Source organism: Mycobacterium sp., assembly GCF_035506235.1.
Taxonomy (GTDB): Bacteria; Actinomycetota; Actinomycetes; order Mycobacteriales; family Mycobacteriaceae; genus Mycobacterium.
This window is the reverse complement of the sequence record NZ_DATJPU010000253.1, coordinates 1-12,675: the sequence shown is the minus strand read 5'-3', so window position 1 is coordinate 12,675 and position 12,675 is coordinate 1. Positions and strand designations below refer to the sequence as shown.

At 69.0% G+C, this 12,675-nt stretch carries 13 protein-coding genes; all 13 read right to left on the bottom strand.

All coding sequences use genetic code 11. The features are described from left to right. Complete coding sequence (locus tag VMD50_RS23625) at window positions 1-261, bottom strand: PPE domain-containing protein (RefSeq protein ID WP_325431302.1); 261 nt, start codon at window positions 259-261, stop codon at window positions 1-3. 194 nt (window positions 262-455) lie between these two features. Further along, complete coding sequence (gene egtE / locus VMD50_RS23620) at window positions 456-1,598, bottom strand: ergothioneine biosynthesis PLP-dependent enzyme EgtE (RefSeq protein WP_325431300.1); 1,143 nt, start codon at window positions 1,596-1,598, stop codon at window positions 456-458. After that, complete coding sequence (egtD, locus tag VMD50_RS23615) at window positions 1,595-2,560, bottom strand: L-histidine N(alpha)-methyltransferase (protein WP_325431298.1); 966 nt, start codon at window positions 2,558-2,560, stop codon at window positions 1,595-1,597. The genes egtE and egtD overlap by 4 nt, the downstream gene beginning before the upstream one ends. Beyond that, complete coding sequence (gene egtC, locus VMD50_RS23610; RefSeq protein ID WP_325431296.1) at window positions 2,557-3,276, bottom strand: ergothioneine biosynthesis protein EgtC; 720 nt, start codon at window positions 3,274-3,276, stop codon at window positions 2,557-2,559. The genes egtD and egtC overlap by 4 nt, the downstream gene beginning before the upstream one ends. Beyond that, complete coding sequence (egtB, locus tag VMD50_RS23605) at window positions 3,276-4,571, bottom strand: ergothioneine biosynthesis protein EgtB (protein WP_325431294.1); 1,296 nt, start codon at window positions 4,569-4,571, stop codon at window positions 3,276-3,278. The genes egtC and egtB overlap by 1 nt, the downstream gene beginning before the upstream one ends. Continuing rightward, entirely contained in the window at window positions 4,568-5,836 is a 1,269-nt protein-coding gene (egtA, locus tag VMD50_RS23600) for an ergothioneine biosynthesis glutamate--cysteine ligase EgtA (RefSeq protein ID WP_325431292.1), read from the bottom strand. Before egtA ends, egtB begins: the two co-directional genes overlap by 4 nt. A 176-nt stretch (window positions 5,837-6,012) precedes the next feature. Then, the gene (locus VMD50_RS23595) at window positions 6,013-6,660 is read right to left on the bottom strand and encodes a sensor domain-containing protein (RefSeq protein WP_325431385.1); all 648 of its coding nucleotides are present in this window, start codon (window positions 6,658-6,660) and stop codon (window positions 6,013-6,015) included. Window positions 6,661-6,712: 52 nt separating this feature from the next. Further along, entirely contained in the window at window positions 6,713-8,155 is a 1,443-nt protein-coding gene (locus tag VMD50_RS23590; protein ID WP_325431290.1) for a catalase, read from the bottom strand. 68 nt (window positions 8,156-8,223) lie between these two features. Then, window positions 8,224-8,685: a hypothetical protein gene (locus tag VMD50_RS23585; RefSeq protein ID WP_325431288.1), complete on the bottom strand. Its 462-nt coding sequence runs from the start codon at window positions 8,683-8,685 to the stop codon at window positions 8,224-8,226. Window positions 8,686-8,814: 129 nt separating this feature from the next. After that, window positions 8,815-9,216 (bottom strand): hypothetical protein, encoded by a 402-nt coding sequence (locus VMD50_RS23580; protein WP_325431286.1) that lies wholly within the window; start codon window positions 9,214-9,216, stop codon window positions 8,815-8,817. A gap of 93 nt (window positions 9,217-9,309) precedes the next feature. Next, on the bottom strand, window positions 9,310-10,458 hold the full coding sequence (locus tag VMD50_RS23575; protein ID WP_325431284.1) for a DUF4185 domain-containing protein: 1,149 nt from the start codon (window positions 10,456-10,458) through the stop codon (window positions 9,310-9,312). After that, a complete protein-coding gene (locus VMD50_RS23570; RefSeq protein ID WP_325431282.1) occupies window positions 10,455-11,501 on the bottom strand; it encodes an aspartate-semialdehyde dehydrogenase in 1,047 nt (348 codons plus the stop codon). The genes VMD50_RS23575 and VMD50_RS23570 overlap by 4 nt, the downstream gene beginning before the upstream one ends. Further along, a partial coding sequence (locus VMD50_RS23565; RefSeq protein WP_325431280.1) for an aspartate kinase occupies window positions 11,502-12,675 on the bottom strand: 1,174 nt, incomplete at its 5' end.

The following is a 12,675-nucleotide window of genomic DNA, read 5'->3' as shown; positions in this document are numbered from 1 at the left end:
TCACGCAGCCGCAATGGGCCGAGTAACTTGCCGAAAAGTAATGACAACGGGCCGAGCGGCGGCGGTCATCGCCCGAGATGCCGCACTTTGCCAGGACGCGCCCGCCAGTCGTGAGGCGAACGAGCTGAATGAGATTGCAGCCGATGCTGTTTCATCAGCCAGCCCAACGCAGGCCGGCGCCACCTCGAACGTCGGAGCCGACCCGGCTCCCGCGAATACCCGGATAGAGTTTATTTCTGGGGGCAACACAGAGAAGTTCATGTCAGCACATCCCTTTCGCACTGGTCTTCATCGAGCGAAGCCCAGTGCATCTGCCGAGCCCTAAATCGGCGGCCACACGGTACCAGCGTGCCTATAAATACGCCATTTCCGTACTTTCTGTCAAGGAAAACGGTGATTTTCAGATTTCCGGTTTCGTTTGCCGGATAACCGCGACGGAAAGTGACCTGGAGAGCTTAGGTGCCGGTCGCAGCCGTGGCCGCGATCAGCGCTTCGGCGAAGGTCTCCAGGTCGTCGGCCGTGGTGTCCACGTGCGGCGAGATCCGCAGCACCGGCGCGGAGAGTTCGTAAGGCGCCCGCGCGACCGCCGCATAGGTGGTCAGGATGCATCGCTCTGCGAGCAGCCACGCCCGCACCGCTTCGGGGTCGGCGCCGTCGACGCGGGCGAGTGTCGTGATGGCGCTGGGCTCCTCGGCCTCTTCGACCACCAGCCAGCCGTCGACGTCGGCCAACAGGGTGCGGGCGATGTCGCCGAGCTCGGCCAGCCGGGCACGGATCGATTCCGGCCCGTACGCCAGGTGCTCACCCATGGCGACCGAAAAGCCCACGCGCGCAGCGACGTTGGCCTCCCCGAAGCCGAGTTGCTGTGCCACCGAGAGCTCCGAGGCCCACTGCGGTGCCGGCAGCCGCGGCGTCAGCCGATCCATCAGCTCGGGCCGCACGGCCATGGCGCCGACGCCGCGCGGCCCGGCGATCCACTTGCGCGACGACGAATACATGACGTCTGCGCCGACGGCGCAGTCGATGTGCCCCAAGGCCTGTGCGGCATCCACGACCAGCGGCAGGCCCAGCTGACGGCAGAGCGTGGCCACCATGGCAAGGGGTTGCACCACGCCCCGGTGGCTGGCCACGGGCGTGAGGTGCACCAAATCCGGTGGGTCGTCTTCGAGTTCGAACGCCGCGTCGTCGAGCGCCAGCCTGCCGTCGTCGAGGGTCGGTAAGGTGCGCACCTCGAACCCGTGGGCGCCCATCACGGCCAGGTTGGGGCCGTACTCGCCGGGCAGGCAGGCCAGCGTGCGCCGGCCCGCCGGCCAGCTGCCCAGCAGCAGATCCAGCGCATGCAGCGAGCCGGTGGTGAACACGACTTCGGCGTCGGGCATGCCGCACAGGGTCGCGACCGCGGCGCGACCGGCGTCGAGCACCGGGGCGGCCGCCTCAGCTGCGACGTAGCCGCCGACTTCGGCCTCGTGCAGCGCGTGCTTGCCGGCGGCATCAAGCGCCGCGAAACTCTGGCGGGAGCAGGCCGCGCTGTCCAGGTGCAGCCCGGCCGCCGGCGGACGGGCCGCCCGCCAGCGGTCGGCCAGCGGACCTTCGGTCACTTAACCGCCAACGACAGCCCGAAGTCGCCCGCATCGTCGGTCCACCACCGGATGCGACGCAGCCCGGCCCCGGCCAGCTCGGCGCTCACCCCGTCGGGGCGGAACTTGCACGACACCTCGGTGAGCATCTCCTCGCCCTCCGCGAAATCGGCCGTCAGGTCGAGGGCGCCGACCCGCACCCGCTGGCGCCGGCCGGCCCGCAGCCACATTTCGATGCGTTCCTCGTCGGTGTTCCAGCGCGCCAGATGGTGATAGGCCTCGACGTCGAAATCGGCGTCGAGTTGCCGGTTGATGACCGCGAGCACGTTGCGGTTGAACCGGGCCGTCACCCCGGCGGCGTCGTCGTAGGCGCGCACCAGCCGCTCGGTGTCCTTGACCAGGTCGGTGCCCAGCAGCAGGCTGTCCCCCAGCCGCATCACCCCGGCCAGGGTGGCGAGGAACTCCGCGCGCGGCCCGGGGGTGAGATTGCCGATCGTCGATCCCAAGAACACGAACAACCGCCGCCCGGCGCCGGGTATCTCGGCCAGGTGTTCCTCGAAATCCCCGCAGACGGCGTTGATTTCGATGCCCGGGTATTCGCGCTGGATGGCCGTCGCGGTGGCGGACAGCACGCTGGCGTCGACGTCGAACGGCACGAATCCGCGCAGCGAGCCGCGGTCGCGCAGCGCGTCCAGCAGCCGCCGCGTCTTCTCCGACGTTCCGGCGCCCAGCTCGACAAGGGTGTCGGCCTCGCTGGCCGACGCGACCTCGCCCGAACGGGCGCGCAGGATCTCGGCCTCGGCCCGGGTGGGATAGTACTCGGGCAGCCGGGTGATCTGGTCGAACAGCTCGCTGCCTACCGAATCGTAGAACCACTTGGGCGGCAAGGTTTTCGGCGTCTGCTGCAGGCCGTCGAGCACGTCGCGACGCAATGCGTGATACGCGGAGTCGGCGGCGAGGTGGTTGGACAGCGTCATCGTCATCGAGATCCTTTCGAATGCGGGTGACTCAGTGGGGTGATGCTGACACCCTCCGAGGTGACCTCGACCAGGTGCCGGTCGGGCACGTCCTCCCAGTCGGGCGCGTCGTCGTACGGTTCGCTGGCCAGCACCACGCCGTCGTCGCGGCGCAGGATGCACAGGGTGTCGCCCCAGGCCGTCGCCAGCAGCCGGGAGCCGTCGGCGGCCAACACGTTGAGCCGCGCGAGCGGGTCGGCGGTTCCGATTTCGGCGATGGTGTCGCCCAGCGCGTCGAGCCCACGCTCGAAGATGGTTGCCGCGAGTAGCGCGCTGTCGCAGGAAGATTCGGCAGAAGAGGCGGGCGGCAGCACCGCGCGGTCGACGATTCCGTTGTGCGACAACAGCCACCGGCCGTCGGTGAACGGCGCGGTCGCACTCGCCTCGATCGGCATCCCCACGGTCGCCGAGCGCACCGCGGCCACCACGCAGTGGCTGTGCAGCGCGGGCGCGATCGAGTCGAAGGACACGTCGCCCCACAGCGGCGCCGGGCTGCGCCAGCGCCGCGGCGTCAGGCCTGGCGAAGACCCATCGAAAAACCCGACGCCCCAGCCGTCGGCGTTCATCAGGCCGTGCTTCTGGCGGCGCGGCGCATACGACTGCACCCGCAACCCGCACGGCGGGTCCAGCACCAGCGAGGAGAGGCTCACGTCGGCGCCGAGCCAGCCCAGATGACGACACATCAGTCGCGCACATCCCAGGCCAGGCGGACCCCGGAGAAGATCTGGCGCCGCACCGGGTGGTCCCAGTTGCGGAAGCTGGGCCGCAGGATGGCCGCCTCCGCGGCCCATGAGCCGCCGCGCAGCACCCGGTAGTCGCCGTCGAAGAACGGCTGCGAGTAGCGCTCGTAAATCATCGGGACGAAGCCCGGCCAGGGCCGCAGCGGCGAGGCGGTCCACTCCCACACGTCGCCCAGCATCTGCTCGGCGCCGTAGGCGGACGCTCCGGCCGGGTAGGCGCCGACGGGTGCGGGCCGCAGCGCGGTGCCCCCCAGGTTGGCCAGAGCGTCCGACGGCTCCTGGGCGCCCCACGGATAGCGCCGCCGGGTGCCGGTCGCCGGATCCCACGCGCAGGCCTTCTCCCATTCCACTTCGGTGGGCAGCCGGGCGCCGGCCCAGGCCGCATAGGCCTCGGCCTCGAAGTAGGTGACATGCTGCACCGGCTCATCGGCGGGGATGTCCTCGATGTAGCCGAACCGGGTGCGGGTTCGCCCGTCGGAACTCCAGAACTGGGGCGCGGTCAGGCCCGTGCTGTGGCGGTGCTGCCAACCGCGCTCGGACCACCACCGCGGCTGGTGGTAGCCGCCGTCGCCGATGAACTGTTGCCATTCGCCGTTGGTGACCGGCGCCCGCCCGATCCGGAACGCCGGCACGTCGACGACGTGGGCCGGACGTTCGTTGTCGAGCGAGTACGGTTCGCCGGCCGCATCGACGCCCAGGACGAAGGGGCCGCCAGGCACCGGCACCGACGTCCCGGCCACCCCCGGCCGGCCCCCGGGCAGGGCGGCAGCGTCGTGCAGCAGCGGCGCGCCGGTGCGCAGGTTCAGCGCCTGCAGCATGGTTTCGTCGTGCTGGTTTTCGTGGCTGACCACCAGCCCGAAGGCGAACGCGGCCTGCTCACCGGCGGGGTCGTCGGGCAGCGCGTCCAACGCGTCCAGCGCCGCCGACCGAACGGTCCGGCAATAGGAGCGCGCCCGGTCGGGGGACAGCAGCGGCAGCTCGGCGCGGCTGGCCCGGGAGTGTTCGAACGCGTCGTAGAGGCCCTCGACGGCCGGCGGAAGGATTCCCGGACGGGCCTGATCGCCGCCGCGCAACAGCCAAAATTCTTCCTGCTGACCGATGTGCGCCAGGTCCCATACCAGCGGGCTCATCAACGGGTCGTACTGCCGCCACAGCTCGTCGTCGTCGAAATCGACGAGCCGCAGCGTCCGCGCCCGCGCCCGCGCCAAGTCGTCGGCAAGCCTCTCCCGGGAAGTCACGACCCCCCTTGTGGCCAGCCCGCTGCCTTGGAGACCGTGGCGGCGATGCCATGCTCGACGACCTGGTCGGAGAAGTCGTCGCCCGGACATCGGCCCTGCTCGACGCCCCTGACCAGGAGCTGCATCGCGTCGGTCAGCTCCGCCGGCGCCCGCTCGGCCGCCACGGCCACGCACTTGTTGGCCGCCGCGTAGAGCCGCCGGTCGCGAAGGCCCACCCGGGCCGCGGTGTCCCAGGCGGTGGACACCGGTTCCACGGCCTCGGCGGCCAGGTCGGCGGCGACCGGGTCGTCGAGCAGCGCCACCAACGTGAACACCACCGCGGGCCACAACGCGTCCGGCACGCTGTCGAGGTAGCGGATTTCCAGCCATTGCCTCGGGCGTACGGGTGGGAACAGCGTGGTCAGGTGGTATTCCAGGTCGGCGATCGTCGGGCGCCGATCGCCGAGCAACACCCGCCCGTCCACCCAGTCGGCGAACGGCACCCAATCCGTGACGGGCACGGCGTCCGGGTTGTGCACCAGCATCACCGGCGCCTTGAGCGCGTAGCGCGCCCAGTCCGTGCCCGGGTCGTCGCCGCTGGCCCCCAGGATGGGACCGCAGCGCGCCGAGTCCATATCGCCCCACACGCGCTGCCGGGTCGAGACCCAGCCGGTGAACTCGCCGCCCAGCATCGGGGAATTGGCGGAGATCGCGATCATCGTCGGGCCCAGCGCGTGCGCCAGCCGCACCCGCGCGGCCCACCCCCGCTGGGGCCCGGCGTCCACGTTGACCTGAATCGATGCCGTGGACGTCATCATCGCCGCGCCCGCCTCCCCGGAGCGACTGGCGGTGAAGAACTGCTCCATGGCGCGGTAGCGCTCGCCCGGGTTGATGCGCTTGGGTGGCCGCAGCGGGTCTGCCCCGAGGAAAACCAGGCCCAGCCCGGCATCGGCGAAGCCCGCCCGCAGCACCGCCTGATCCCGATTCATCGCCTCGATTCCAGCCACCACCCCGTCGACCGGAGGACCGGACAATTCGATTGCGCCGCCCGGTTCCACCGTCACGGCGCTGCCGCCGGGCAGGTGGGGCAGCTGCTCGAGGACATCGGTGATTTCGTCCCAGCGCGGCCTTCGGTACGGGTCTGCCGGGTCGTGGCAATGCCCCTCCAGCTCCAGGCCGACGCGCCGCAACGGGCCATCGAGCAGGCAGGCCTCGGCGATGTATTTCGCGGCGGCCGAGGAGTCGGCCATTTCGGCTTGGGCGGCGCTGACCGGGGCGAACGTCATATCACGATCCCTCCCAGGGCCCACCGTGACCGGATCGGACTGCGGACCGCTTGTTGCGCAGCTAATGGAAAAGTAAACGCCTCTACTTCATCTTGCAGATCGCCCCGACATATTCCCGCTTTGCCGGACATCCCAACCAGGAACCGCCGGAGCCCATTCGGGTACGCGGGTCCACGCTACTGGCCCAGCGCGTTCTGCATCGCCCCGGCCAGGACGTTGACCGCGGGGCCCGCGTTGCCAGACTGGCAGACCTTGGCCTGCAGCAACACGTTTTCACGCAGCCTGGTTTGATCGAAACACCGCCGGTCGGTACCCGCTTCCTGCTTGGTCCAATTCGCATCGGTGCCCGTCGCCGGGCCGCCGTCGAACGACCACACCTGTGTGCTCCCGTTGTCCAGATGCATCGCCGTGGTCTGCCCCGAGCAGCCAACGGTGCGGTCCACGACACGATGGAACGCCCGGACCGCCGCGTCGTCGGTGGCGAACACCCCGACCGCCTGTTTGACGAAGTGGGTCTGGTCGCTGGCCGACGTCTGTGTGGTCGCGCCGTTGAACGACGCCAGATCCGGATCGTCGAAGACCTCGGGCAGCCCGATGTCAGCCCAGTTGTTGCATACCGGCACGTCGACCGAATAGCCCTGGAAGGGCTGGGTGAACGTCGACTCCCAGCCCATCGGGCCGCCGACGATGTTGCCGACCGACCCCTTTCCGAGGACCGCGTAATTGACCACCCCGGGCTCCGACGGGTGAGCGGCCGCGACGGGAACGCCCAACGCTGTTCCGGCCGCCACCCCGGCGGTCACCACCGCGGCGCAGATCCGCATGGTCATGGGTTTCGATCATGCCAGGGCCGGGCGCCCCGCAGCGAACGCCGAATTACTGAGCCCGGACTCCCTCCTCGACCTTCTTGCCGAGATCGGGGTCGACGTTGCGCCAGTACTCGAACACCCGCGACAGCACGGGCTCTTTGACTCCCTTGGACACGTGCCCGATGATGTTGTGCGCCAAGCGTTCCCGGGCCGCGTCATCGAGGACCTCGCGGACCATGGTCCCGGCCTGGCCCCAGTCGTCGTCCTCGGCATGCAGCGTGTACGCGGCGCGGACCATGTCGCCGTCGGCGTGCCAGCGCACCTCGGCGGCACGCGCCGGGTCCGCCTGCGGGCCGCCGTAGGAATTGGGCGCATACACCGGATCCGAGACGTTCTTCACCCGCATCGCGCCGTCCTTCGAGTAGCTGTTGACCTCCACCTTCGGCGAGTTGACCGGGATCTGCCGGTAGTTGGTACCCAGCCTGGCGCGGTGCGCGTCGGAGTAGGAGAAACCGCGGGCCTGCAGCATCTTGTCCGGGCTCAGCCCGGTGCCGGGCACGAGGTTGTTCGGCTCGAAGGCCGCCTGCTCGATTTCGGTGTGGTAGTCGGTGACGTTGCGGTCCAGGGTCAGCCTGCCGACGTCGATCAGCGGGTAGTCGCCGTGCGGCCACACCTTGGTCAGGTCGAACGGGTTGAACCGGTAGTTCCTGGCCTCCTCGTACGGCATGATCTGCATCTTCAGCGTCCAACTGGGGTGATCGCCGCGCTCGATCGCCTCGTAGAGATCCCGCTGGTGATAGTCACCGTCCTCCCCGGCGAGCCGGTCGGCGTCCTCCTGGGTCAAAAAGTCGACGCCCTGGTCGGTGATGAAGTGGTACTTCACCCAGAAGATCTCGCCGGCGGCGTTGATCCAGCTGTAGGTGTGGCTGCTGTAGCCGTTCATGTGCCGCCAGCTCTTCGGGATCCCACGATCCCCCATCAGCCAGGTGACCTGATGCGCGGACTCCGGCGACAGCGTCCAGAAATCCCACTGCATGTTGTGGTCGCGCAAATTCGTTGCCTGCATTCGCTTTTGGGACCGGATGAAGTGCTGGAACTTCAGCGGGTCACGCATGAAGAAGACCGGCGTGTTGTTGCCGACCATGTCGAAGTTGCCCTCGGTGGTGTAGAACTTCAGCGCGAACCCACGCGGGTCCCGCCAGGTGTCCGGGCTCCCGCGCTCGCCCGCGACCGTGGAAAACCTGATCAGCGTTTCGGTTTTGGCGCCAGGCTGGAACACCGCGGCCCGGGTGAACTTGCTGACGTCATTGGTCACCTCGAAGTGACCGAAGGCACCCCCGCCCTTGGCGTGCGGCTGGCGCTCCGGGATGCGCTCCCGGTTGAACATCGCCATCTGTTCGATCAGGTAGTGATCCTGCAGCAGGATCGGGCCGTCGGGGCCGATCGTCAACGATTGGTCGTCGCTGGGCGCCGGGGTGCCGGCGTCGGTGGTCGTGTAGCGTTCCGTCATCTTCGCTGTCTCCTCGTTATCTTGAATCGGCTCAACACCATTCGATGCCGCAGACGATATGGGCCTGCCTACGGGCGCGGGTTGCCCGGGGTGTTCGGCGCCGGTGCGGGCGCGCTGGGCGTCGGTGACTGGCTCGGGCCACCCGGACCACCCGGACCGGAGCCGGGCGGCGGACCGAACGGGCCACCCGGACCACCGGGACCGAACCCCGGCGGCGGACCCCACGGCCCGACAACCATCCCCGGACCACTGGGCCCGCCGAACCGCCAGGGTTCGCCACCCGGGCCCCCGGCCCCACCGGGGCCGTACGTCATGCCGTGGTGATGGCGCCAATGGCAGTGATGGTTGAACCCGACAACCATGGCGCCGGCGAAGAAGATGGTCGAGAGGATGAAAACGATCCCGGCGACGATCACCACCCACGCCGCGGCCACGTAGAGCCTGGGGGGCTTGACCCGCTCGTACGCCGGCACCGGGGGCCCGGCGGCGACGGAAGTCGTTTGCGCTGACGGTTCAGGTGTTTGGGTCATGCCTTGAATAGTGCCCCTGTCATCAATCGCGATAACAGGTTGCACCGAGAAAAGTTGCTGTGAATTGTGTAGCCCGGCGCTCGTGCGAGCGCCGGGCTGTCGGCGGAGGGTTTAGCGACCCGCCAGTGCTTACGGCGTCCGAGACGGCGCGACCGACGACGGAATCTGGCTCGGTCCGGGCGCACCGGGGGTTGCCGAGGCGGGCCCACCGCCCTGGACCGCCGCGGGGCCACCGCCCTGTCCGCCGGGACCACCCGGACCGCCGGGGCCGCCGAAGCGGTGCGGGTGCATCATCATCGCGTGGTGCTTGTGGTGGTGCATGCCGCCGCCGTGATGCCCGAGCGCCATGCCCGCGAAGAAGATCACCGAGACGATGAAGACGATCCCGGCGACGATCGCGACCCATGCCGCGACGATGAAGACGCGGGGGGTGCGGTGTAGCGCTGCTTCGGTTGCCGCCGCAGACGCCGGTGCAGTTGCGGTGTGAGTCCGCACAGTTGGGGTGTCAGATGTTTCACTCATGAGACTCATGATGCGGGCGTTAACACAAGCTGTGGCTATGCGCCGCTTAAGTAGCAGCTATGAACTGAAAACGCCGTTACCTGCTAAAACAGCGCGCTGGCGCTAATCGGGCTTGAATGGGTTGACCGCGTACTGGATCACCCGGTACGGCGCGGTCGCCCTGGTCCGGGTGTCCCACTGGCTGACGAAGATCCGCAGCTCGTCCAGGGTGGAGCCGGGCGAGATGTACCCGCCGTACGGTTGTGCGAGCCGGTTGTCGTACGGGGGCGGCAGGCTTTCGGCCGGATCGGGCCACTCTTCGTGTTGCACCACCGTCGTCACGGGCGCGGTGCCCAGCGAGGTCGGGTCGTCGGCCACCCGGACCTCCATGTTGCCGGTGCTGGCGTTGAAGTACGACAACACCGCCTTGCCGTCGATCTGCCTGATGGACATCTCGCCCACCTGGTCCGGCCACAGGGGCGTGGGCGGCTTGCCCCATCCGCCCTCGGGGCCCGGGGCATAGCCCTGCCAGCGGGACCGGTCGGTGAACGTTTGCGGCGTGGCCCGGTACAGCAACACCGGAGCGCGCCGCGTGAAACTGTTGGCCACCACGTACACCCAGCCGCTCGGCGAATCGGGTGTGGGAATCGGGTCGTAGTAGCCGCTGATCTGCGACTGCGAACCGCCCTGGTAGGAACCATCGCGCCGCGAGCCCACGACGGTCGGCCAGCTGCCGCGCGCCGGCTCGGGCGTCACCAGCCGAGAGCTCTGCGGCTCGAGGTTTTTCGTCGTTGTCACCATCAGGTAGTTGCGCCGGTTGATCTGCACCACCCCGGCGGGCAGCTGAGAATCCCCGGGCGGCGTGGGGTCGGCCAGCAGCGGTTTGTTGATCCCGGTGACCCCGGTGTAGCGCACCCCGCCGGGGTCGTCGACTGACGCGGTGTCGACGTGCAGCGCGACCGGCGAGTAACAGCCGCCGAACCCGACGCCCTGGCCGGCGAAACTGTCGCCACACACCTGCAACAGCTCGGCGGGAAACTCGAGGAACTCGCACAGGTCAGTCGCGCCGATGCCGTAGTCGCCCGTCGGCGTTCCGGTGCCGGCGGTCGGGCCGATCCGCAGCACCTGGCCGGGCGCGAGCGGCTGCAGGATCGGCTCGGGGGCCGGCGCGGGCGGGTCGGCGCGTGCAGCATCGATCCAAAAGCACTGGGGCACAAGCAAAGTCAAGGCAAGCAGCGAGCACCGCGTCGCGGAACTCACCCGCGGATTCACAACTGGGCGGCCAGCAGCTCGGCGATCTGGATGGTGTTGAGCGCCGCACCCTTGCGCAGGTTGTCCCCCGAGACGAACAGAGCCAGGCCACGCCCGCCGGGCACGCCCGGGTCGCGCCGGATCCGGCCGACCAGCGACTCGTCGACGCCGGCGGCGGCCAGCGGCGTCGGCACCTCGACCACCTTGACGCCCGGGGCGCCGTCGAGCAGCTCCCGGGCCCGCTCCGGTGACAACGGGCGCGCGAATTCGGCGTTGATCGACAGCGAGTGCCCCGTGAATACCGGCACCCGCACGCAGGTACCGCTGACCAACAGGTCGGGAATGCCGAGGATCTTGCGGCTCTCGAAGCGCAGCTTCTGGTCCTCGTCGGTCTCGCCGGAACCGTCGTCGACCAGCGATCCGGCCAGCGGCAGCACGTTGAAAGCGATCGGGGCCACGTACGTCTTCGGCGCCGGGAACTCGCACGCGCCGCCGTCGTACACCAGCTGCTCGGCGCCGTCGATGACGGCGCGGGCCTGGGTGGCCAGTTCCTCGACGCCGGCGAGACCGCTGCCGGATACCGCCTGATAACTGGAGACCACCAGGCGCACCAGCTGCGCCTCGTCGTGCAGCACCTTGAGCACCGGCATCGCGGCCATGGTGGTGCAATTCGGGTTGGCGATGATGCCCTTCTTGAGAGACCCGGGCCCCGCGGCCACGTCTCTTGTGAAGTTCACCTCCGACACCACCAACGGCACGTCGGGATCCTTGCGCCACGCCGAGGAGTTGTCGATCACGGTGACCCCGGCGGCGGCGAATCGCGGAGCCTGCACCAGCGACATCGTCTTGCCGGCCGAGAACACCGCGATGTCCAGGCCCGTCGGGTCCGCCGTCGCGGCGTCTTCGACCTCGATCTCCTGGCCGCGGAAGGTCAGCTTGCGACCCTGCGAGCGTGCGGAGGCGAAGAACCGCACCGTCGTCGCCGGAAAGTCCCGCTCATCGAGGAGCCTGCGCATCACCTGGCCCACCTGGCCGGTGGCCCCCACTACCCCAATCGCAACCATCTATCTGCCCGTCCCCGCATACACCGTCGCCGACTCCTCGCCGCCGAGCTTGAACGCCTCATGCAACGCCACGACGGCCTTGTCTAGTTCGGTGTCGCGGCACAGCACCGAGATGCGGATCTCGGAGGTGGAGATCAGCTCGATGTTGACGCCCACGGTGGCCAGCGCCTCACAGAAGGTCGCGGTGACCCCGGGGTGGCTGCGCATGCCCGCCCCGATCAGCGACACCTTGCCGATGTGGTCGTCGTAGAGCAGCTGGGTGAACCCGATCTCTTCCTTGAGCGCGTCGAGCTTCTCTACCGCGGTGGGGCCGCTGTCGCGCGAGCAGGTGAAGGTGATGTCGGTCTTGCCGTCCTCGACCTTGGATACGTTCTGCAGCACCATGTCGATGTTGACGTCGGCGTCGGCGACGGCCCGGAACACCCTGGCCGCATACCCGGGGATGTCGGGTATCCCGACGATGGTCACCTTGGCCTCGCTGCGGTCGTGCGCGACTCCGGTCAGGATGGGGTCTTCCATGATGATGTCCTTGATCGATCCCTTGACGACGGTGCCCGGTTTGTCCGAGTACGACGACCGGACGTGCACCGGGATGTTGTAGCGGCGAGCGTATTCGACGCAGCGCAGCATGAGCACCTTGGCGCCGCAGGCCGCCATCTCGAGCATCTCCTCGAACGTCACCGTGTCCAGCCTGCGGGCGTTGTGCACGATCCTGGGGTCGGCGCTGAAGATGCCGTCGACGTCGGTGTAGATCTCGCAGACGTCGGCTCCGAGCGCCGCGGCCAGGGCGACGGCGGTGGTGTCCGAGCCGCCGCGGCCGAGGGTGGTGACGTCGCGGGTGTCCTGGCTGACCCCTTGGAAGCCGGCGACCAGCACGATGCGCCCCTCGTCGAGCGCGGTCCGCAGCCGTCCGGGCGTCACTTCGATGATCTTGGCGTTGCCATGGGTGCCGGTGGTGATCACGCCGGCCTGCGAACCGGTGAACGACCGGGCCTGCGCGCCGAGCGATTCGATCGCCATGGCCACCAACGCGTTGGAGATGCGTTCGCCGGCGGTCAGCAGCATGTCGAGCTCCCGCGGCGGCGGGGCCGGGCAGACCTGCTGGGCCAGGTCGAGCAGGTCGTCGGTGGTGTCGCCCATCGCAGAAACTACGACCACTACCTCATTTCCCTGC

Coding starts and splice junctions, on each gene's coding strand:
- VMD50_RS23625 (WP_325431302.1), bottom strand. CDS start 261: ATGAACTTCTCTGTGTTGCCCCCAGAAATAAACTCTATCCGGGTATTC.
- egtD (WP_325431298.1), bottom strand. CDS start 2,560: ATGACGATGACGCTGTCCAACCACCTCGCCGCCGACTCCGCGTATCAC.
- egtC (WP_325431296.1), bottom strand. CDS start 3,276: ATGTGTCGTCATCTGGGCTGGCTCGGCGCCGACGTGAGCCTCTCCTCG.
- egtA (WP_325431292.1), bottom strand. CDS start 5,836: ATGACGTTCGCCCCGGTCAGCGCCGCCCAAGCCGAAATGGCCGACTCC.
- VMD50_RS23595 (WP_325431385.1), bottom strand. CDS start 6,660: ATGCGGATCTGCGCCGCGGTGGTGACCGCCGGGGTGGCGGCCGGAACA.
- VMD50_RS23590 (WP_325431290.1), bottom strand. CDS start 8,155: ATGACGGAACGCTACACGACCACCGACGCCGGCACCCCGGCGCCCAGC.
- VMD50_RS23585 (WP_325431288.1), bottom strand. CDS start 8,685: ATGACCCAAACACCTGAACCGTCAGCGCAAACGACTTCCGTCGCCGCC.
- VMD50_RS23580 (WP_325431286.1), bottom strand. CDS start 9,216: ATGAGTCTCATGAGTGAAACATCTGACACCCCAACTGTGCGGACTCAC.
- VMD50_RS23570 (WP_325431282.1), bottom strand. CDS start 11,501: ATGGTTGCGATTGGGGTAGTGGGGGCCACCGGCCAGGTGGGCCAGGTG.